The following is a 19,993-nucleotide window of genomic DNA, read 5'->3' on the forward strand; positions in this document are numbered from 1 at the left end:
TCATCCTTGCAGGTCGCAAAGGCTGTCGTAATAGGTCAGACCCCGGTCAGCGAGCTTCTGACGCATCTCGTAGATATCCAGGCCCAATTCGCCGGCAGCCAGGCGCACTCGTTTCTGCTCTTCGAATCGAGCGCGTTTGCGGCTGGTTTCAACGACGTCTGGTAACTCTTCGCGGCGGACAATGACCACGCCGTCATCGTCAGCCACAACCACATCACCAGGCTCGACCCATTGGCCGGCACAGATGATCGGAACGTTGACCGAGCCGAGGGTTTCCTTGACCGTACCTTGGGCATGAACTGCCCGTGACCAGACCTTGAAGCCCATGTCTCGCAGAGTTCGAGTATCGCGGACCCCAGCGTCGATTATCAGGGCGCGTACCCCCCGAGCCATCAATGAGGTGGCTAGCAAGTCGCCGAAGTAGCCATCGGTGCAGGGTGAAGATGTCGCAACCACCAGAATATCGTCGGGTTGGCATTGTTCGACGGCGACGTGAAACATCCAGTTGTCACCCGGCGCAACCAACACTGTCACAGCCGTTCCGCTGATGCTTTGGTTTTGCTGGATTGGGCGGATGGCTGAATCCAATAAGCCTTTGCGACCCTGAGCTTCATGCACGGTCGCAACGCCGAAGCGATCCAGTTCGTCGATCAGCGCCGAGTCGGCACGGGGAATGTTGCGCACGACAATGCCGGTTTTTCCGATCAGTGCGCTCATGCCAAGTTCTCCGTTACCCGTGGAAAGATGCTCTGGTAACCCTCGGCGTACACGATGTTGCGGGTAGAGGCGATTCCGACATTGCGCTTGGCCTGCACGCCGCGTTGCAGAGCGACGCGGGTGTAGTACTCCCAGAGATGCTCCTGGCCGGCCATGCACTGGATGGCGGCATATTTCTTGTCCCAGACCTCAGTGATATCCAGCAGGACATCCGGTCGCCATTCGCACTGCTCAGGCTGATGCGGTTCAAAGCTGTAGACCGGTGGCGCACCGACGATTTTTTCACCGGGCTTATAACCTTCCGCCTGGGCGATGATGCGCGCCTCTTGGGTCAGGTTCATGGCCAACGGATGGTCGTAGTTGTAAGGGTCTTTGATCGAGTGACTGAGCACGAAATCCGGTTGCACGCGACGAAACACATCGGCCAAACGAAACAGCGTTTCTTTGTCAGCGCGCATCGGATAGTCGCCGATGTCGAAGAATTCCACGCTCGCGCCAAGGATCTCCGCTGCGGCCTCGGCCTCGCTGCGACGCGCTGTTTTAACCTTGTCTTCCGACATCTCGCCTTTGCGCCAGAGCTTGGCCGATTCACCCCTTTCGCCATAGGAGAGGCACACGATATGAACGGCGTAACCCTGTTGTGCATGTAGCGCAATGGAGCCACCTGCGCGCCAGACGAAATCGGCGGAGTGGGCGCTAACAATCAGTGCGGTTTTTTTTGTATTGATCATTGGAGGGCTCTTCTTGCGGCTGTTTGATAGGGCCCACATTCGCACTTGGGGTCTGTGGTGAATAATGCGTTCGGCTGCAAGAGGTATGCGTTTTACTTATGGGGATGAGTTCTGCATGCTGTACGGCCGTTTCCTCGATAACACGGTAGGTGCACATGCACAGTCTTGAACTGCCCAATCTCATGCAGATTCGTGCCTTCCTTCGTGTTGTCGAGTACGGCAGCGTATCCAAGGCATCCGCCGTGCTTTTTCGTGCTCAGCCCGTCGTGACGCGCGCCATCCTTGCCTTGGAGAAACGTCTTGGAGTCTCTTTGTTTGAGCGCAACGTCAATGGTATGCGTCTGACCAATTACGGTGAACGTGCAGCTCCTCGGGCGCATCGTGCAATGGATGAATTGCTTGCCGTGCCACCTTTGCTGGGGCAGGTAAAGGGGCACGCCGCCGAGCCGCTTTATCTGTTCCAGACCCGACGCCTGGAGGTGTTCGCGAAGCTCTGTGAAACCCACCATATGCAGACCACGGCGAATATCCTTGGGGTATCCCAGCCAGCGATCAGTGCCGCCATCAAAGTCCTTGAACAGGGCAGTGGCTCTAGCCTGTTTGAACGCACGCCCCATGGCTTGCTGCCCACCCGCGCCTGTCTTGCGGTGTTGCTGCGGGTGCGCCGAGCACTGAATGAGCTGCGTCACATCGATGCGGACATCGCCGCGTTGGGTGGCTCCCTTCAAGGTGCCGTGCACGTGGGGGCCTTGCCTCTGGGACGCACGGAAATACTGCCCGAAGCCATCGTGCGCCTGACCCTGGAACACCCTCATGTACGGATCGTCACCAATGAAAGCCCGTTCGACTTGTTGGCCAGTGAGCTGCGCGCTGGCGATGTGGATTTTATCCTCGGCGCTCTACGCCCGTCGGCCTATGCCAGCGACCTGCATAGCGAGGCGTTGCTACAGGAAGAAATGGTGATCCTGGTACGCCGCGACCATCCTTGGTTGAAGCGGACGCCAGTCTATGAAGACTTGAGTGGCGCCCGCTGGATCCTGCCTCGCGCCGGTTCCCCGGCGCGACAATTGCTGGACGCATTTTTCGCCCACATCGGTATCGCCGCGCCCATCCCTGTGATTGAAACGGGCGACTTGGCGATTTTGCGCGGTGTGTTGCTGCGCTCAGATATGCTCGCTGCCGTTTCGGCACATCAGCTGGAACATGAAATGGCCAGCGGTGATCTGGTGCGACTGCCCCTTTCCCTTAGCCACACCACGCGACCGATTGGTCTGATCTCCCGAGCGGGGTCGCTTCAATCGCCAGCGGCGCAGGCGTTGATGGACAAAGTTCGGGAAGTGGTAGGGGAGGCGACGAAGGAAGTTACAGCGCCAAACTGACGCAGGTTTAGCCTGGCTGAGCCCTGTTATTCGTCAATCAGCTTTCACTATTTCGTTCTTCCGTTTTCAAACTCTGCGGTTGCCCCAGCGTTGGCGCTATCACTCGACCCGACCGTTATTCGCATCGTCCGCGAGCGTCTGGCACGAACTTCCACCGCATGTTAGAGCGATCAACGACGAATAAGCCCTACTTATCCATGTGCCCTATATAGATCGTTTGTAAGCATCTATAGGGGCTTATAGCATCGGATTCCAGAGGTTTGGACTTATTCGGAGGTTGCTATGAAGGTGCTGGTGGCGGTGAAGCGTGTCGTAGACGCCAACGTCAAAGTCCGTGTCAAAGCGGATGAATCTGACGTTGAGTTAAGCAACGTAAAAATGTCGATAAACCCCTTCTGCGAGATCGCTGTGGAGGCCGCACTTCAGCTGAAGGAAAGCGGCCAGGCCAGCGAAGTCATCGCCGTATCGGTGGGCCCTGATGCTTGTCAGGAGCAGTTGCGAACCGCCCTGGCGATGGGCGCAGACAGAGCCGTGCTGATCAAGGCGGGTAGCGATCTGGAACCCCTTGCGATTGCTAAGCTTCTCTACACGGTCACCCAGCGTGAAGAACCCGGCATTGTGCTGCTGGGCAAGCAATCCATCGATGGTGATAACAACCAGACCGGTCAAATGCTTTCCGCATTGATGGGCAGCGCTCAAGGCACCTTCGCTTCGCAAATCAACGTCGTCGGTGAGTGGGCCAATGTCATTCGCGAGGTCGACGGTGGACTGGAAACCAGAAGCTTGCGGTTGCCCGCAGTGATCACCGCTGACCTGCGTCTGAATGAGCCACGCTACGCCTCACTTCCCAACATCATGAAAGCGAAGAAAAAACCACTGGAGGTCATTGATGCCAGCGACCTCGGTGTCGATATCGCTCCTCGTTTGAAAGTCATCAAGGTCTCAGCGCCGCCTGAGCGTAAGGCAGGCATTCGTGTGAGTAGCGTTCAAGAACTGGTCGAGAAGCTGAAGAACGAAGCGGGGGTGATCTGATGGCTGTTTTATTGATTGCTGAGCACCATGAGGGGGCTCTTAAGTCAGGCACCTTGAACGCTCTTTCAGCAGCTGCGAGCCTTGGGGCCGACGTCGACATTCTGGTTGCCGGTCAGCTGGCGGGCAACGTTGCCGAAGAATTGGCGGCCTTCGCCGGTGTGAAGAGCGTACTGATTACCGATGCGCCCGCGTATGCCGATCAAGGTGTCGAGAACGTCGCGGCCCTGGTCACCGACTTGGTCAAGGCTTCGGCCTATGGTCACGTCATCGCCGCTTCGACCGCTTACGGCAAAAATCTGCTTCCTCGCGTTGCTGCATTACTGGATGTCGCCCAGGTCAGTGACGTTGTGGAAATCGTTTCCCCGAACACATTCGTTCGACCGTACTACGCCGGTAATGCCCTGGCGACCGTTGAAAGCTCTGACGCCGTCAAGGTGCTGACCGTTCGCACCACGGCGTTTGCAGCTGCCGAACGGACGGGGGCATTGGCGCCCATCAAGGCCATTTCCGTCTCTCACGACACCGGTCTTTCCAAATTCTTGAGTGCCGATTTCAGCGTCTCTGAACGGATCGAACTGACCTCGGCCAAGATCGTCATTTCCGGGGGGCGCGGCATGGGCAGTGGCGAAAATTTCGCGCTGCTGGAAAAAGTCGCCGACAAGCTGGGTGCCGCGGTGGGTGCCTCTCGCGCAGCCGTCGACGCCGGTTTCGTCTCCAATGATATGCAGGTTGGCCAGACAGGCAAGATCGTGGCGCCTGACCTTTACATCGCTGTCGGCATCTCGGGTGCCATTCAACATTTGGCCGGCATGAAAGATTCCAAAATCATCGTTGCGATCAACAAGGACGAGGAGGCGCCGATTTTCCGTGTTGCGGACTACGGCCTGGTTGCCGATTTGTTCGACGCCGTTCCAGCGCTTGAAGCTGCCCTGTCTTGAGGAGTCTGAAATGAGCGCCAAGCGTACTTATACCTTTGCTTTCGATTGTCCGGACCGGGTGGGAATCATCACCCGCACGGCGGGCCTGTTCGCCAGTCATGGCGGTTGGGTTGAAGAGGCCTCGCAGTTCTCTGACGAAGAGAGCAATCGCTTCTTCAGTCGCATGGTTGTTCGCGCGGAGACCCTGCCATTTGACATCGAAGTGTTGAAACGCAAAGTCGAACCGCTCGCGCAAGAGATGTCGATGAACTGGCGTCTGGTCGACAGTGACCAGCGCAAGCGTGTGGTGTTGATGTGCAGCAAAGGCTCGCACTGCATGACCGATTTGCTGGACCGTTGGAAAACCGGTGACCTGGTCTGTGACATCGCCTGCGTGATTTCCAACCATGAGGATTTGCGCAGCCTGGTTGAGTGGTACGGCATCCCATTCGAATACGTGCCGGTCGACAAAGACAACAAGGCTGCAGGGTTTGCCAAAACCGAACAACTGATCGATGAGTACCGCGCGGACTGCATCGTCCTTGCTCGTTACATGCAGATTCTGCCGCAGAACCTGTGTGAAAAATACCGCCACAAAGTGATCAACATCCATCACAGCTTCCTGCCCTCGTTCATCGGCGCAAAGCCGTATCACCAGGCATCCCGTCGTGGGGTAAAGCTGATCGGCGCGACCTGTCACTACGTGACCGAAGACCTCGACGAGGGGCCGATCATTGAGCAGGACGTCGCGCGCGTCAGCCACGAACAGTCTGTCGATGATCTTGTGCGGTTAGGCAAAGACGTCGAAAAAACCGTATTGGCCCGTGGGCTTCGAAACCATCTCGAAGATCGCGTGCTCGTGTACGGCAATAAAACCATCGTGTTCTAAGCACCCCCAATCGTCGAGCCAGTTGCCCTGCCTGGGGTGCTGGCCCTGGAGTTTAAAATGAGTAATACCGTTCCGAGTTCGGCTCGTGTAGTCATCGTCGGTGGTGGGGTTATCGGGTGCAGCGTTGCATACCACCTGACCAAACTGGGCATCAAAGATGTCGTGCTACTGGAGCGCAAGACGCTGACCTGTGGCACGACCTGGCATGCCGCCGGCCTGGTGCCGACCCTGCGTGCGACTTACAACATGAGCATGCTGGCGAAGTACAGTGCTGGTCTGTACGAGGGCCTTGAAGCAGAAACCGGTCAAGCCACTGGCTTCGTGCGTAACGGTTCCTTGAGCGTCGCGACTCACCAGGAACGTTTCACGGAACTCAAGCGCGGCGCGTCGATGGCCAAGCTTTGTGGCTTTCCCTGTGAAGTGGTCAACCCTGAACAAGCGCTTGACCTGTGGCCGCTGCTGAACATCGAAGACATCGTCGGCGGCGTGTATTTGCCGTTGGACGGTGTGGTCAACCCGGTTGACGTCACCCAGGCACTCGCCAAGGGTGCTCGAATGGGCGGCGCTAAAATCATTGAAAACACCCAGGTCCTGGACATCAAGATCAAGGATGGCAAGGCCGCCGGCGTCGTCACGGCTCAGGGCGATATCGACGCTGAGTTCGTGGTGAACTGCGCCGGTATGTGGGCGCGTAATTTCGGCAAGAAAGCCGGGGTCAACATTCCCCTCCACGCCGCAGAACACTACTACGTGGTCACGGAGCCGATGCCGCAAATCAACGGCATCATGCTGCCGACACTGCGTGACCTGGACTACTACAACTACTTCAAGACCGACGCCGGCAAGCTGCTGATCGGCACCTTTGAGCCCAATGCCAAACCTTGGGGGCATGAAGGCATTCCTGACAGCTTTAGTTTTGATGAGTTGCCGCCTGATTTCGATCACTTGGAACCCTATCTGGAAGCCGCCATTCGCCGTATCCCGGCGCTGGAGAAAACCGGCCTGCAAGTGTTCTTCAACGGCCCGGAAAGTTTTACCCCCGATGACCGCTACCACTTGGGTGAAGCACCTGAGTTGCGTAACTATTTTGTCGCCGCGGGCTTCAACTCGGTGGGCATCCAGTCAGCGGGCGGCGCCGGCAAAGTGCTGGCCGAGTGGATCGCCAAAGGTCACGCGCCGATGGATCTGTGGGACGTCGACATCAAGCGTAATTTGCCTTTCCAAGGCAACTCCCAGTACCTGTATGACCGCACCACGGAAGGTTTGGGCCTGTTGTATGCCATGCACTGGCCATTCCGTCAGTTCGAGTCCGCCCGTAACGCGCGCAAAAGTATCCTCCATGACCGCCTGGTGGCCGCCAATGCCTGCTACGGCGAAGTGGTGGGTTGGGAACGCGCTAACTTCTTCGCACCAGTGGGTGAGAAGCCGGAATACGGCTATAGCTGGGGCAAGCAAAACTGGTTCGAGTGGTCAGCAGCCGAACACAACGCAGTGCGCAACACCGTCGGCCTGTTTGATCAAAGCTCCTTCGCCAAAATACTGGTCCAGGGCCGCGATGCGATGTCGGTGCTCAACCGGATTTGCAGCAACAACATCGATGTCGAGCCGGGCAAGATCGTCTACACCCAGTGGCTCAATGAGCGCGGTGGTATCGAGGCCGACCTGACCGTGACACGTCTTGAGAAGGAGTCGTTCCTCATCGTCACCGGACCATGGACGCAGACTCGCGAGCTGAACTGGCTGCGCCGCAACACGCCGGACGAGGCGAATGTGGTCTACACCGATGTCACCTCTTCGATGGCTGTGATCAGCGTGATGGGCCCTAACGCCCGCAATTTGCTGCAACCGCTGACCACCGACGACCTCTCCAACGAAGGCTTCCCGTTTGCCACGTCGAGGGAGATCGAACTCGGCTATGCCCGCGTACGAGCGTCACGTATTACCTACGTGGGCGAGTTGGGCTGGGAACTGTACATCCCGACTGAATTCGCCCCGGATGTATTCGACCGAATTGTCGCGGCAGGTGAGCCGCACGGCTTGAAGTTGTGTGGTTATCACGCCCTGAACTCCCTGCGTATCGAAAAGGGCTATCGCCACTTCGGCCACGACGTGGTGGAGGAGGACACCCCGCTGGAAGCCGGGCTGTCGTTTGCCTCGGACTTCAACAAGGCCGGCGGTTTCATCGGCAAAGAGGCGTTGCTCAAGCAGAAAGCCGAAGGCGTGAAAAAACGCATGGTCCTGTTCAAGTTCCTCGACCCGGAGGCCACCAACTACCACGAAGAACCGATCTATCGGAACGGCGAAATCGTCGGCCGCACCACCTCTGGCATGTACGGCCACTTCATCGGCGGCAACGTCGCCATGGGCTATGTCTGCAACGCCGAAGGTGCAACGGCTGACTGGGTGAAAGAAGGCAAGTACGAGATCGAGGTGGCCACCAAGCGCTATGAGGTGGAGGCCAGCCTTCGAGCGTTCTACGACCCTGAGATGAACAAAATCAAGTGCTGACCCCCCTGGGCCAACCGTATTAGCGGCGGTCAGGCACGGTATAGAAACGTCATAACAACAAGTCGATTGAATCGCGCAGTGCCCGGAGGTCCGACTCCGGGCAAGGCGCAAAAATCGCCGGAGACAACCATGAATGCAAAATGCATCGCCAGGTCCAAGTCGTCGCCAACCCCGTCGGGTGCGCAGCTTTGTGCCGCTCCATCACACCTTATCGATTCCGGGCTCGCCCTGGGCCTTTTCTGCCGAAAGATTCCTCTTGAGTTTGCCGCGTCGACCATCAGACCTGGGCGTCCGTACGCCTGATTGATGGCTGTCCTGTGTCCACGCGAACAAGAGAAACCGTGTGAGCGCCGTTTAAGACGGCTTCGCACTTAGCTGATCAAAGAATTGCAGAAGGGTGTTCACATGCAAACAGAATCCTTTGTGAGTTTTCGCAATGTGCAGAAGAGCTACGACGGCGAAAACCTCGTGGTCAAAAACTTCAATCTGGATATTCAGCGCGGCGAATTCATCACCATGCTTGGGCCGTCCGGCTCTGGAAAGACAACGTGCCTGATGATGCTGGCGGGTTTTGAAACCGTCACTCACGGGGAAATCTCCATCGACCGCCAGCCGGTCAACGACATCTCGCCACAGAAGCGCGGTATCGGCATGGTCTTTCAAAACTATGCCTTGTTCCCGCACATGACCATTGCTGAGAACCTGGCTTTTCCGCTCAAGGTGCGCGGCCTGTCTTCAAGCGACATCCAGGACAAAGTCAAGAAGTCCCTGGACATGGTCGCCATGGGCCCGCTGGGCAATCGCATGCCCGCACAACTGTCCGGTGGGCAGAAACAACGAGTGGCCCTGGCTCGGGCGCTGATTTTTGAACCTCGCCTGGTGCTCATGGACGAGCCGCTCGGCGCGCTCGACAAACAACTGCGCGAGCAAATGCAGTACGAGATCAAGCGTCTTTCCAAGCAACTGGGCATTACCGTTGTTTACGTCACCCACGATCAGACTGAAGCACTGACCATGTCTGATCGCATTGCGGTGTTCAACGATGGTGTGGTTCAGCAACTGGCCAATCCGTCCGACCTGTACGAGAAACCCGAGACCGCCTTCGTTGCCAGCTTCATCGGTGAAAACAACCGGCTGACGGGGGAGGTCATCGAGCGCGACGGGGATTACTGCCAAGTGCAAGTCGGCAACCTTCGGGTGAAGGCCGTTGCGGCGAAATCCGCGAGTACCGCCCGTGGCACGAAAACCACCTTGTCGATTCGCCCGGAGCGCGTCTACCTCGATCCAACTGACGGCCAATGCGACAACCGGCTTCCGGCAAAAATTCAAGAGCTGATCTATCACGGGGACCACCTGCGCCTGCGGCTGAGCGTCGCGGACCAGGATGACTTCATCGTCAAAGTGGTCAACGGCGTCAACCAGTCGACGCCGACTCCCGGCGCCCTGGTGACCGTAGGGTGGCGTGCTGACGACTGTCGAGCGCTCAACACCGTTATCTAACTTTCGTCACCGCTCACACGGAGATCACTCCATGAATCGCCCTGTAATGTCTGAAGGGCCTGCGGATCGGCTGTTTGTGCAGCCGAAGGTTGGCCAGTCAATAAAGGAAAGCCTGGACAAGGCCGAGCGTCGGAACAAGTTCAAGTCCGTGCTACTGGTGTTGCCACTGCTTGCATTTATCGCCGTGTTCTTTCTCATGCCGATCGGCGACATGCTGATGCGCAGCGTGCAAAACGGCACGCTCGCCGACTACATGCCCAACAGTGCAGTCGAGTTGAAGCACTGGGAACGGCAGGAGCTGCCTGAGGAGAAGACGTTTGCAGTCCTCGGCAACGATATTCTCGCCCTGCTCAAATCGCAGAACCTGGACCGGGTCGGGACTGACTTGAACCGCGTGCAAAGCGGCATGAAGCTGCTGTTGAACAAGACGGCGAGAGGTCTGGAAAAACAGAGTCAGGCAGGGATCACCGAATTCAAGCCGCTGATGATCAGCATCGACAAACGCTGGGGTGAAACCGCAACGTGGTCGCAGCTCAAGGTGATGGCGCCGTCGATTTCCGCGGTGCATTACCTGGCGGCGCTGGATCGTCAATACGACGATAACGGCGACATCGTCCAGCAGCCGGAAAGCCGGCAGATCTATGTCGACAACCTGCTGAAGACGCTGGCGGTCAGTGTCGCGATCACTTTCATCTGCTTTCTGCTGGGCTATCCGCTGGCGTACTTCCTGGCCAGCTTGCCGGACCGCTTCAGCAACTTGCTGATGATCCTCGTGCTACTGCCGTTCTGGACATCGCTGCTGGTCCGGACCAGCGCCTGGATCGTGATTCTCCAGTCAAACGGGGTGTTCAACGACGTCCTTCGCAGTCTCGGCATCATCAATCAGCCGCTCGATCTGATGTACAACCTGTACGGCACGATCATCGCCATGACGCATATTTTGCTGCCGTTCATGGTGCTGCCGCTTTACAGCGTCATGCGCGGTGTCGACCAGACCTACATCCGTGCCGCGCACTCCATGGGCGCCAGCTCCATGCGCACCTTTTTCAAGATCTACTTTCCGCTGTCCCTGCCGGGCGTCAGTGCCGGGGGGATTCTGGTCTTCATTCTCGCGGTTGGTTACTACATCACGCCGGCACTCGTGGGTGGCCGGACCGGCCAGATGATCAGCAACTTCATCGCTTATCACATGCAGACGTCCTTGAACTGGGGTCTGGCCTCGGCAATTGCCAGCCTGCTTCTGGTGGTAGTGCTGCTGATGTACTGGGTCTACGACCGATTCGTAGGCATTACCAATATGAAGCTGGGGTGAGCCATGAGCCTTCCAAATTACATCGGACCTTTCGAACGCTGCTGGTTTTTCACCGTGCGCGGATTTGCCCTGCTCGTGCTGCTGTTTCTGGTGGTGCCGATTTTGGTAATCATCCCCTTGTCCTTTAACGTCGAGCCGTATTTCAGCTTCACGTCGGACATGCTTCATCTGAAACCGGAGGCATTTTCCCTACGCTGGTATCACCAGCTGATCAACGACCCGCTTTGGGTGCTGTCGATCAAGAACAGTTTCCTGGTGGCGTGTGGTGCAACGGTGATCGCTACCGCGCTCGGTACGCTTGCGTCCATTGGGCTGAGCCGCGCTGACTTGCCTTACAAGCGCCTGCTCACCGGCATTCTGATTTCGCCGATGATCGTTCCGGTGATCATTTCAGCCGCTGGCATGTACTTCTTTTACAGCAAATTGGGGATTGGCCAGAGCCTGCTCGCGCTGATCCTGTCGCACGCTGTGCTGGGTACGCCTTTCGTGATTCTGACCGTCACTGCAACGCTCGTGGGGTTCGATCATTCACTGACCCGCGCCGCCGCCAGCATGGGCGCATCGGCGACTTACACGTTTTTCAACGTGACGTTTCCGCTCATTCGCCCCGGCATCATTTCAGGCGGGTTGTTCGCATTCATCACTTCGTTCGACGAGGCGGTGATCGTTCAGTTTTTGGGGGGCGTCGAGCAGCGCACCATCCCTCGTCAGATGTGGTCCGGAATGCGTGAGCAGATCAGTCCCACGATTCTCGCTGCTGCCACGTTGCTGATCATTTTGTCTGTCCTGCTGTTGCTGTCTATCGAAGTCCTGCGCCGTCGTTCACTCCGCGTTCGTGGAATCACTAATTGATCTGAGATCTAGGGAAGCAGTTATGAAAAAGATGTTGATATGCGCGGTAACAAGCCTCGCGTGTGTGTCTGCGATGGCGCAAGAGAATCTGACGATTGTCACGTACGGTGGCTCATTGGCGGCTGCCCAGACCAAGGCAGCGATCAAGCCATTCAGCGAGAAAACCGGAGTGAAAACCACGCTGGAGGATTACTCCGGTGGCATCGCTCAGCTCAAGGCTCAAGTCGATACCAAAAACGTCACCTGGGACGTCGTCGACATGGAATTACCGGATGCCGTTCGGGCGTGCAATGCGGGGCTGTTCGAACGTATCAACCCGAGCAAGGACCTGGAAGCGGGGACGGGCGGCGCCCCGGTTGACGTGGACTTCATCTCCGGCGCCGTCACCGACTGTGCGGTGGCCAACATCATTTGGTCGACGGCGGTCGCTTACAACGTCAACGCGTTCAAAGGTGAGCAGCCCGCAACGCTGAAGGATTTCTTCGACCTGAACAAATTCCCTGGCAAGCGTGGCTTGCGCAAGGCGCCTCAAGGCACGTTGGAGTGGGCACTGCTGGCCGATGGGGTGCCTCGTAATGAAGTGTATTCCACCCTGGAAACCGAGGCGGGTATCGAGCGGGCTTTCGCCAAACTCGACTCGATCAAGAGTCAGGTGATCTGGTGGGAAGCGGGTGCCCAGCCGCCGCAATTGCTTGCGGACGGCCAGGTCGTAATGACCTCGGCATGGAATGGACGTATCTGGACGGCCCAGACCCAAGAGAAGCAACCGTTCAAGATTATCTGGGACGGTCAGCTGTACGACATGGATGTGTGGGCTGTGCCGGCCGGCAGCAAGAACAAAGCGCGGGCCATGGAGTTCCTCAAGTTCGCCACGAGCACCCCGGTGCTGGCTGAGCAAAGCAAATACATCGCCTATGGCCCGACGCGTAAATCTTCGCAAGCCCTGGTCAGCGAGGAGATGAAACCGCATCTGCCGACCTCCCCGGAAAACTTCAAGACAGCATTACAAATGAATGCCGAGTGGTGGGGTGACCATGCCGACGAACTCAATGAACGCTTCAATGCCTGGCTGACAAAGTAAAACTTTGCCCTTACAGCCTTCTCAGGAGTTCAGCGCCATGTCGACTTTGATTTACCTCGGGCTCGGGAGTAACCAGGACCGAGATCATCATTTGGGGCTGGCGTTGGAGTTCCTGGCCGCATTGCTAGTGGATGTTCAGTGCTCCCCGGTCTATTCCTCCGCGGCTGCCGGCTGCGTGGGCGACGATTTTTTTAATGTTGTTCTGTCCGGACGCACTGATCTATTGCTGGGCCAGTTGAGTGATGTTCTAAAGCGTTTTGAGGCCAGATACGCGCGCGTGCTGGCTCCTCGAATCGTCTTACCGGTGGATATCGATATTTTGTTGTATGGAGATTTCGTGGGCACTTACGCGCATGGGGTGCTGCCAAGGTCGGATCTCATCGATAGACCTTACGTGATGATGCCGCTTGCTGTGCTCGCCCCGGAAGCAGTGCATCCGGTCACCGGTAAAACCTATAAAACGACCTGGCTTGAGTTCGAGCGGGACATGCCTGCCGAGGAAAAACCGGTCCTTGTTGCCAGCGACGGGCTGACCCTGCACAAGGGTGCAAAAACAGCTGGGGTGGATGATTTTGTAATGGCACAAACGCTTAAATCGCTGCGTCTTCGACAAGGTCTTACACAGCGCAAACTCGCCGAAAAAGCTCGAGTGACTCATAGCTCCATATCTGTGATTGAGAAGAATCAAGCAAGTCCTGGGGTTAATACGCTCGACAAGATCCTGTCCGCGCTATCGACGTCATTGCCTGAGTTTTTTGCAGAGATTGAGCGAGGAGGTGCAGAAGTTAACCGCGAGAAGAGAGTCCCGGAGTTCTAAACCAATAGGTAATGAGTGGTTTGTATTCATCAATTCTGAGGTCGAGACAATGAAAATGGTACCCCGACTGACAATGGCTGATGCTCAGCACATCATGCAAGCTTGCCTTGCCAAAGCCAAAGAACTTGCCGTTGATATGGATATCGCCATTACAGATGATGCCGGTCATCTGATCATGTTCCAGCGTATGGACAACGCGCGTATCACCAGTATCGATATCGCCATCAGTAAGTCCTTCACCGCCGCTGCCGCCCGTAAATCAACGCGAGCCTATGGCGAAATCAGTGTGCCGGGTAAACCGGCTTTCGGCATCAACACTAGCAACCAGGGGCGCTTTTCCATTGTCGCTGGTGGGCTGCCGCTCTTCATGCAGGAGTTCATCGTTGGCGGCGTAGGGTGCAGCTCAGGTACTCCCGATCAAGATGAGATTGTGGCGCAAGCCGGCGTTAATGCGTTTACGGCTTACCTCAACTGATTGCATTAAAGATTCCCAGGTTTTTCATCCGGCGCGTTGACGTTCGCTGTTGGAAGCGTTTCTGCGCGCTTGATTTCCTGAACCAAACAAAAATAAAAGTTGAAGGAGAGATAAACGATGTTCAGCCAGCAAGACAAAATCCAGGGCTACGACGACGAACTGCTGAATGCGATCGACGCTGAGGAACTCCGTCAGGAGCAGCATATCGAGCTGATTGCCTCGGAAAACTATACCAGTCAGCGAGTGATGGAAGCACAGGGCAGTGGGCTGACCAACAAGTATGCTGAAGGTTATCCAGGCAAGCGTTACTACGGCGGCTGCGAGCACGTCGATAAGGTCGAGCAGTTGGCGATCGACAGGGCCAAAGAACTCTTTGGCGCTGATTACGCCAACGTTCAACCGCACTCCGGCAGCCAGGCTAACGCTGCTGTTTACCTCGCACTGCTCCAGGCGGGTGACACCGTACTGGGTATGAGCCTGGCCCACGGCGGGCATTTGACCCATGGTGCCAAAGTCAGTTTTTCCGGAAAGCTCTACAACTCGGTGCAGTACGGGATCGATACCGTGACGGGGTTGATCGATTACGACGAAGTCGAGCGACTGGCGGTCGAGCATCAACCGGAGATGATCATCGCCGGTTTTTCCGCTTACTCGAAAACCCTGGATTTCCCGCGCTTTCGCGCCATCGCTGACAAGATCGGCGCTTACCTGTTCGTCGATATGGCCCACGTGGCCGGATTGGTTGCGGCAGGTCTGTATCCCAATCCGCTTCCCTATGCGCATGTGGTCACGACCACCACGCACAAGACGTTACGCGGCCCGCGTGGTGGTTTGATTCTCGCCAAAGGTAACGAAGACCTTGAGAGAAAACTCAACGCAGCGGTCTTTCCAGGCGGGCAGGGTGGCCCGTTGATGCATGTGATCGCCGCGAAGGCCGTCTGCTTCAAGGAAGCGTTGGAGCCTGGATTCAAAACGTATCAACAGCAGGTGATCAAAAACGCCAAGGCGATGGCGAGCGTGTTTATCCAGCGCGGTTATGACGTGGTCTCGGGTGGGACCGACAACCATCTGTTTCTGGTGAGCCTGATCCGCCAACGCCTGACGGGTAAGGATGCCGACGCCGCTTTGGGCCGTGCACACATCACGGTCAACAAAAATGCCGTGCCGAACGACCCACAGTCACCGTTCGTAACTTCTGGGTTGCGCATTGGAACACCTGCGGTGACCACACGTGGATTCCAGGAACCAGAATGCAGCGTTCTTGCCAGTTGGATCTGCGACATTCTCGACAAACTCGGTGATGCCGAGGTAGAGGCCCGTATCGCCCGTCGCGTTTCAGAATTGTGCGAGCGTTTCCCGGTTTACAAAGCCTGATCATCCACCAGCATTCGCTGCGGAGTTGAGTATGTCGCTGAGTGTTTTTGATCTGTTCAAGGTGGGCATCGGCCCTTCCAGTTCGCACACCGTCGGGCCGATGCGCGCAGCCGTGCGTTTCGCTGAGGGGCTGAGGGACCAAGGCTTGCTGGAGCAAGTAGAGAGTGTTCGGGCAGAACTGTACGGTTCTCTCGGCGCCACAGGAAAAGGGCACGGAAGCGACAAAGCCATACTGCTGGGGCTGGAAGGGGAGTACCCGGATACAGTCGATACCACGGCAGTAGAGGCGAGGTTGGCGGTGATTCGCGGAACCGGAACTCTGAAGCTTTTGGGGGGGAAGTCCATTCGCTTTGTTGAGAAAGAGCACTTGGCGATGATCCGCAAGCCTTTGCCCTATCATCCCAACGGAATGATCCTGCGTGCATTCGACAGGGCTGGCTTACAGATTTGTAGCCGTGAGTACTACTCGGTGGGCGGCGGGTTTGTGGTGGATGAAGAAGCGATAGGGCTTGATCGTATTGTCGAAGATCGAACGCCACTTCGTTATCCTTTCTTGACGGGGCGGGAGCTGCTAGAGCAGTGCACACTGAATGGTCTCTCGGTCAGTCAGTTGATGGCCGAAAACGAGAAGGCGTGGCGTAGTCCGGAGCAAACCTGTGAGGGTCTGCTGCATATCTGGCAAGTGATGCAGGATTGCGTGCTTGCTGGTTGCCGCAACGAAGGCATCATGCCTGGCGGGCTGAAGGTTAAACGTCGTGCTGCGGCGTTGTACCGTCAGCTCAGTGGCAGTCCTGAGGCCAACTTAAGGGACAGCCTTTCAGTACTCGACTGGGTCAACCTTTACGCCCTGGCGGTTAATGAAGAGAACGCCAGTGGGGGCCGTGTAGTGACGGCACCCACCAACGGCGCTGCGGGTATCGTCCCGGCGGTTCTTCACTATTACCGCAGGTTTGTACCCGGGGCGGATGAGGAAGGGGTGCAACGTTTCCTGCTCACCGCCGCTGCAATCGGAATTCTTTACAAGGAAAACGCGTCGATCTCTGGCGCAGAAGTCGGTTGCCAAGGTGAAGTGGGGGTGGCCTGTTCGATGGCGGCTGGAGCGCTGTGCGAGGTCCTCGGCGGAACGGTGCAACAGGTAGAGAATGCGGCTGAAATTGGCATGGAGCACAACCTCGGCCTGACCTGCGATCCCATCGGTGGCCTCGTTCAGGTGCCCTGCATTGAGCGAAATGCCATGGGGTCGGTGAAGGCCATCAACGCCGCGCGCCTTGCTTTGCGTGGTGATGGGCAACATTTCGTCTCGCTCGACAAGGTGATCCGCACCATGCGTCAAACGGGAGCGGACATGAAAAGCAAATACAAGGAAACCGCGCGAGGCGGTCTTGCGGTGAACATTATCGAATGCTGAATTAGGTGGTACTCGGGGGCAGAGTGATCTGCCCTATGATTAGGATCATGTCATTTTAACTAAGGCATCTCATTGCCTCTTAACTGCGCTGGAATCGTTTGCAGCGCACACCGCTCACCCATGGGCTATTAGACAATTTTAAAGTCAGCTATTGGTCGATTTCGGCGTTCCACAGCTGATTGAAACCGACCAAATGCGGCCATTTACGAGTGGGACTTCGGGTCGATAGCATAGTGTCGGTGGCTTTAATTGGCTTTCCTACCAAAAATATACCAAGGACGAGCATCATTTCCTGCCACGACCGCAATTAAGTTCCAGCCCTCTCTCAGCTTTTCATTTGCCAGGGCCTCTCCCTGCACCTCAATAATTTCACCAACTTCATTCATTTTCACTTTTCACCTCAACAAAATTATTTAACTTTTCTGGCGCGCGCGTTATTGCGCATCACAATTGTCATGTGGGCTTAAATTTGCGTGATGCAACTCTAAATAGTATTTTAGTGCTTTGGTGTAAATCACCTTGAATGGTTTAATGGTTAGAGCTATGTCTGCTGCTGAGTCGCCACAAGTTTGAGTTTTTCTTGATTACAAAAATTTAAATGGAAAGCTAACGATCAGTCGATTTTCATCATAATCAACCGCGTTAAAGTCACGACGTACGCTTGCGTTGCGCCAGCGGACATTTAAGTTTTTCAAGCTGCCAGACTGGACCACATACCCCAGTTCGGTTTCACGAACCCATTCCGAACCATCTTCCACATTGCGCAACCTGACATCATCACCATGAACATAACGAGTCATCAACGTTAACCCCGGCACACCGTAGGGGGCAAAGTTGAGGTCGTAGCGTAGTTGCCAGGAACGCTCATCAGGGTTGTCGAAGCCATGGTTGAACGTGTTGTTGGCCAGATAGATGCCACCTGTGCCGTTGATCCGCATCCAGCCGGTGTCACCGCTCACATCCTGTAAGCCGATACTGAAAGTGTGCTCACGCACGCCCAAGCCCACCATCAATGACGCGGTACGGTTATCCAGCCGACCCGCTTTTGCACTGCCATCGTCCTTGCCCCAGAAGTAACCAAGGGTCGTGTTAAGGCTAACGGATTCAGAAAATGGCCAACGCTGGATGAAGCCAAGGTAGTTCTGCTGATAGATGTCCTTGAGTTGCCCTGACCACATGCGCACTGTGGCGCCGCTCGGAATAGCACGATAGTCTGCACCGAGGTAGTTGAATGCATCGCTGCGGGCAGTTCCGAAACTCAAGTCTTCCATGGATGAATCGTTGCGCAAGGCCGTCTTGTTGAATTGGCCTGCATACAGCGTCCAGTTCTTGATGTCCTGAGAGGACACTTGCGCACCCTGGAAGGTTTGCGGCAATGCGCGAAAATCATCGGCAGTCACCAGCGGCAAATTGGGCATCCACTCTCCCGCTTTAATTTCCGTCGCTGAGACGCGAGCCTTAAGGGCCACACCTAGGCGACCGAAGCTGCTGGCAGGGTCGCCGTCACCATCTCTGGGCAGCAACAGCGCACCATAATGACCGGCACCTCCGTCTAGTTTGACCGCATATTTACCCAAGACGTCGACGCCGAAACCAACGGTGCCTTGGGTGAAACCCGAACGAAAGTCAAAGATAAAACTTTGAGTCCATTCCCGGGCATAGTTTTGCGGTGCGCCCGGAGCGGTGAAGTTACGCTCGAAAAAGAAATTTCTGAGGTTCAAATTGGCGGTGCTGTCATCGACTAGCCCCTGAGCAAGGCCATAGGATGAAAACAGCACAGAAGTGGTTACCAACGCCACCACTTTAGGATAGATGTATGTGTTCAAGACCTTGATTCCCTATTGTTGTTTTTGACGGGTACAAGCGGCTTGCAATCACTCAGTAGGAGACGTATCACGTCGCGCTCTGGTGAAATCAATCGTTGTTAAGTTGAATGTGTTGTCCGCCACGAATGGCAGACAGGGCCGCGCGAACGCGCCGCCCTGTTTAAGCTTGACCGGTAGGGTCTTTGCTCAGATCAAATCAAACCGGCGGAGCGCAGTGCGTCGGCAATTTCACGGTCCGCGCCTTCTGCCAGTGGCAACAATGGCGAGCGAACGGTGGCATGCTCGAGGATGCCGCGAGCAACCAAGCCGTGCTTGAGTGCCACGGTACCTTCCATGTGCGAGCCACGGTGATAGACATTGCGGGTCACTGGCAGCAGTTTGTCGTGAATCGCCCGGGCAGCCGGGTAGTCTCGGCGTTTGCCCGCAGCGATCAGCTCGATCAGCGGTTCTGGAGTCAAACCACCGTAACCAACCAGTGCACCGTCCACATCGAACATGGTGTGCAGCAGGTATTCGTCATGGCAGGTGAGGATTTGCAGGTCTGGTACTTCTTTACGGATAACTGGGATTTCGGTGTCCCAACGACGCATGTTACGCACGCCGTTTTTCATGGCGAACACGCCTGGCTGTTTGGCGATTTCCAGTTGTGTTTCCAAGTCGTAGGTGGCTTTGGTCACATCCGGATACTGGAACAGAATCAGCGGCAGACCGCTGTGCTCGTAGATCGCACGATAGCGGTCTTGCGCTGCGCCTTTCTGGTAGCCAAAACGCAACCAGCCATGGGATGGGTAAACCAGGCCAGCAGCGGCACCATTGTCGACGGCGCGTTTGGCTTCTTCGGCAGCGACTTGAGTACCTTCGCCGGTGATGCCGGCGATCACCGGAAGCCGGCCTTCGCACGACTCGTTGAAGGCCCGGATAACCTGGGCTTGTTCCGCTTGGGTCAGGAAAGTGCCTTCACCTGCATGACCCAGCACCACCAGACCTTTTACGCCTTCGAAGCTGCCCAACCAAGCACCCAGTTTTTGGATGGCGTCAAAATCGATCTTGCCATCACGAGTAAATGGAGTGATAGGAGCCGGAACGAGGCCTCGGAGATCGATTGTATTTTTAGTGCTCATTTTATTTCCTCTGTTTGATTAAGTTTCTACAACTAACGCGTGCAGGGACGCAGA

At 56.3% G+C, this 19,993-nt stretch carries 18 protein-coding genes; 13 read left to right on the forward strand and 5 right to left on the reverse strand.

The features are described from left to right. Positions 1-717 carry a 4-carboxy-4-hydroxy-2-oxoadipate aldolase/oxaloacetate decarboxylase gene (locus C8K63_RS04310; protein ID WP_108215559.1) on the reverse strand — a complete coding sequence of 239 codons (717 nt, stop codon included), beginning with the start codon at positions 715-717 and terminating at the stop codon, positions 1-3. Further along, on the reverse strand, positions 714-1,448 hold the full coding sequence (gene galB, locus C8K63_RS04315; RefSeq protein WP_108215560.1) for a 4-oxalmesaconate hydratase: 735 nt from the start codon (positions 1,446-1,448) through the stop codon (positions 714-716). Before galB ends, C8K63_RS04310 begins: the two co-directional genes overlap by 4 nt. Before the next feature lie 155 nt (positions 1,449-1,603). Between galB and C8K63_RS04320 the strand changes: the two genes are divergently transcribed. From C8K63_RS04320 to C8K63_RS04380, 13 genes are all read left to right on the forward strand, one after another. After that, complete coding sequence (locus C8K63_RS04320) at positions 1,604-2,827, forward strand: LysR family transcriptional regulator (RefSeq protein WP_108215561.1); 1,224 nt, start codon at positions 1,604-1,606, stop codon at positions 2,825-2,827. 282 nt (positions 2,828-3,109) lie between these two features. Continuing rightward, positions 3,110-3,859 (forward strand): electron transfer flavoprotein subunit beta/FixA family protein, encoded by a 750-nt coding sequence (locus C8K63_RS04325; protein ID WP_108215562.1) that lies wholly within the window; start codon positions 3,110-3,112, stop codon positions 3,857-3,859. Beyond that, the gene (locus C8K63_RS04330) at positions 3,859-4,797 is read left to right on the forward strand and encodes an electron transfer flavoprotein subunit alpha/FixB family protein (protein ID WP_108215563.1); all 939 of its coding nucleotides are present in this window, start codon (positions 3,859-3,861) and stop codon (positions 4,795-4,797) included. The genes C8K63_RS04325 and C8K63_RS04330 overlap by 1 nt, the downstream gene beginning before the upstream one ends. Before the next feature lie 10 nt (positions 4,798-4,807). Further along, positions 4,808-5,665, forward strand: a complete 858-nt coding sequence (purU, locus tag C8K63_RS04335; RefSeq protein ID WP_046035443.1) for a formyltetrahydrofolate deformylase — start codon at positions 4,808-4,810, stop codon at positions 5,663-5,665. Between the two features lie 57 nt (positions 5,666-5,722). Continuing rightward, a complete protein-coding gene (locus C8K63_RS04340) occupies positions 5,723-8,173 on the forward strand; it encodes an FAD-dependent oxidoreductase (protein ID WP_108215564.1) in 2,451 nt (816 codons plus the stop codon). Between the two features lie 405 nt (positions 8,174-8,578). Beyond that, the gene (locus C8K63_RS04345; RefSeq protein WP_108215565.1) at positions 8,579-9,673 is read left to right on the forward strand and encodes an ABC transporter ATP-binding protein; all 1,095 of its coding nucleotides are present in this window, start codon (positions 8,579-8,581) and stop codon (positions 9,671-9,673) included. A gap of 31 nt (positions 9,674-9,704) precedes the next feature. Beyond that, positions 9,705-10,985 (forward strand): ABC transporter permease, encoded by a 1,281-nt coding sequence (locus C8K63_RS04350; protein WP_178086779.1) that lies wholly within the window; start codon positions 9,705-9,707, stop codon positions 10,983-10,985. A 3-nt stretch (positions 10,986-10,988) separates the two neighbouring features. Then, entirely contained in the window at positions 10,989-11,837 is an 849-nt protein-coding gene (locus C8K63_RS04355) for an ABC transporter permease (RefSeq protein ID WP_058420301.1), read from the forward strand. A gap of 73 nt (positions 11,838-11,910) precedes the next feature. Further along, complete coding sequence (locus C8K63_RS04360) at positions 11,911-12,918, forward strand: ABC transporter substrate-binding protein (protein WP_256594895.1); 1,008 nt, start codon at positions 11,911-11,913, stop codon at positions 12,916-12,918. 37 nt (positions 12,919-12,955) lie between these two features. Continuing rightward, entirely contained in the window at positions 12,956-13,735 is a 780-nt protein-coding gene (gene folK / locus C8K63_RS04365) for a 2-amino-4-hydroxy-6-hydroxymethyldihydropteridine diphosphokinase (protein WP_108215567.1), read from the forward strand. A gap of 49 nt (positions 13,736-13,784) precedes the next feature. Further along, on the forward strand, positions 13,785-14,210 hold the full coding sequence (locus C8K63_RS04370; RefSeq protein WP_108215568.1) for a heme-binding protein: 426 nt from the start codon (positions 13,785-13,787) through the stop codon (positions 14,208-14,210). Between the two features lie 117 nt (positions 14,211-14,327). Then, entirely contained in the window at positions 14,328-15,584 is a 1,257-nt protein-coding gene (glyA, locus tag C8K63_RS04375) for a serine hydroxymethyltransferase (RefSeq protein WP_108215569.1), read from the forward strand. Positions 15,585-15,615: 31 nt separating this feature from the next. Continuing rightward, entirely contained in the window at positions 15,616-16,992 is a 1,377-nt protein-coding gene (locus C8K63_RS04380) for an L-serine ammonia-lyase (RefSeq protein WP_108215570.1), read from the forward strand. 245 nt (positions 16,993-17,237) lie between these two features. Here the strand turns inward: C8K63_RS04380 and C8K63_RS30305 are convergent, their stop codons facing one another. The 3 genes from C8K63_RS30305 to C8K63_RS04390 all read right to left on the reverse strand — a co-directional run bounded on the left by C8K63_RS30305 (position 17,238) and on the right by C8K63_RS04390 (position 19,939). Next, the gene (locus C8K63_RS30305) at positions 17,238-17,378 is read right to left on the reverse strand and encodes a hypothetical protein (RefSeq protein WP_158273927.1); all 141 of its coding nucleotides are present in this window, start codon (positions 17,376-17,378) and stop codon (positions 17,238-17,240) included. 198 nt (positions 17,379-17,576) lie between these two features. Beyond that, entirely contained in the window at positions 17,577-18,806 is a 1,230-nt protein-coding gene (locus tag C8K63_RS04385) for an OprD family porin (RefSeq protein ID WP_371920730.1), read from the reverse strand. 203 nt (positions 18,807-19,009) lie between these two features. Continuing rightward, on the reverse strand, positions 19,010-19,939 hold the full coding sequence (locus C8K63_RS04390) for a dihydrodipicolinate synthase family protein (RefSeq protein ID WP_108215572.1): 930 nt from the start codon (positions 19,937-19,939) through the stop codon (positions 19,010-19,012). Positions 19,940-19,993 lie beyond the last annotated feature (54 nt).

It is taken from the genome of Pseudomonas sp. GV085 (genome assembly GCF_003050925.1).
GTDB lineage: Bacteria > Pseudomonadota > Gammaproteobacteria > Pseudomonadales > Pseudomonadaceae > Aquipseudomonas.

Coding starts and splice junctions, on each gene's coding strand:
- purU (WP_046035443.1), top strand. CDS start 4,808: ATGAGCGCCAAGCGTACTTATACCTTTGCTTTCGATTGTCCGGACCGG.
- C8K63_RS04310 (WP_108215559.1), bottom strand. CDS start 717: ATGAGCGCACTGATCGGAAAAACCGGCATTGTCGTGCGCAACATTCCC.
- C8K63_RS04325 (WP_108215562.1), top strand. CDS start 3,110: ATGAAGGTGCTGGTGGCGGTGAAGCGTGTCGTAGACGCCAACGTCAAA.
- galB (WP_108215560.1), bottom strand. CDS start 1,448: ATGATCAATACAAAAAAAACCGCACTGATTGTTAGCGCCCACTCCGCC.
- C8K63_RS04345 (WP_108215565.1), top strand. CDS start 8,579: ATGCAAACAGAATCCTTTGTGAGTTTTCGCAATGTGCAGAAGAGCTAC.
- C8K63_RS04370 (WP_108215568.1), top strand. CDS start 13,785: ATGAAAATGGTACCCCGACTGACAATGGCTGATGCTCAGCACATCATG.
- C8K63_RS04355 (WP_058420301.1), top strand. CDS start 10,989: ATGAGCCTTCCAAATTACATCGGACCTTTCGAACGCTGCTGGTTTTTC.
- C8K63_RS04350 (WP_178086779.1), top strand. CDS start 9,705: ATGAATCGCCCTGTAATGTCTGAAGGGCCTGCGGATCGGCTGTTTGTG.
- folK (WP_108215567.1), top strand. CDS start 12,956: ATGTCGACTTTGATTTACCTCGGGCTCGGGAGTAACCAGGACCGAGAT.
- C8K63_RS30305 (WP_158273927.1), bottom strand. CDS start 17,378: ATGAATGAAGTTGGTGAAATTATTGAGGTGCAGGGAGAGGCCCTGGCA.
- C8K63_RS04320 (WP_108215561.1), top strand. CDS start 1,604: ATGCACAGTCTTGAACTGCCCAATCTCATGCAGATTCGTGCCTTCCTT.
- C8K63_RS04390 (WP_108215572.1), bottom strand. CDS start 19,939: ATGAGCACTAAAAATACAATCGATCTCCGAGGCCTCGTTCCGGCTCCT.
- C8K63_RS04360 (WP_256594895.1), top strand. CDS start 11,911: ATGGCGCAAGAGAATCTGACGATTGTCACGTACGGTGGCTCATTGGCG.
- C8K63_RS04380 (WP_108215570.1), top strand. CDS start 15,616: ATGTCGCTGAGTGTTTTTGATCTGTTCAAGGTGGGCATCGGCCCTTCC.
- glyA (WP_108215569.1), top strand. CDS start 14,328: ATGTTCAGCCAGCAAGACAAAATCCAGGGCTACGACGACGAACTGCTG.
- C8K63_RS04330 (WP_108215563.1), top strand. CDS start 3,859: ATGGCTGTTTTATTGATTGCTGAGCACCATGAGGGGGCTCTTAAGTCA.
- C8K63_RS04340 (WP_108215564.1), top strand. CDS start 5,723: ATGAGTAATACCGTTCCGAGTTCGGCTCGTGTAGTCATCGTCGGTGGT.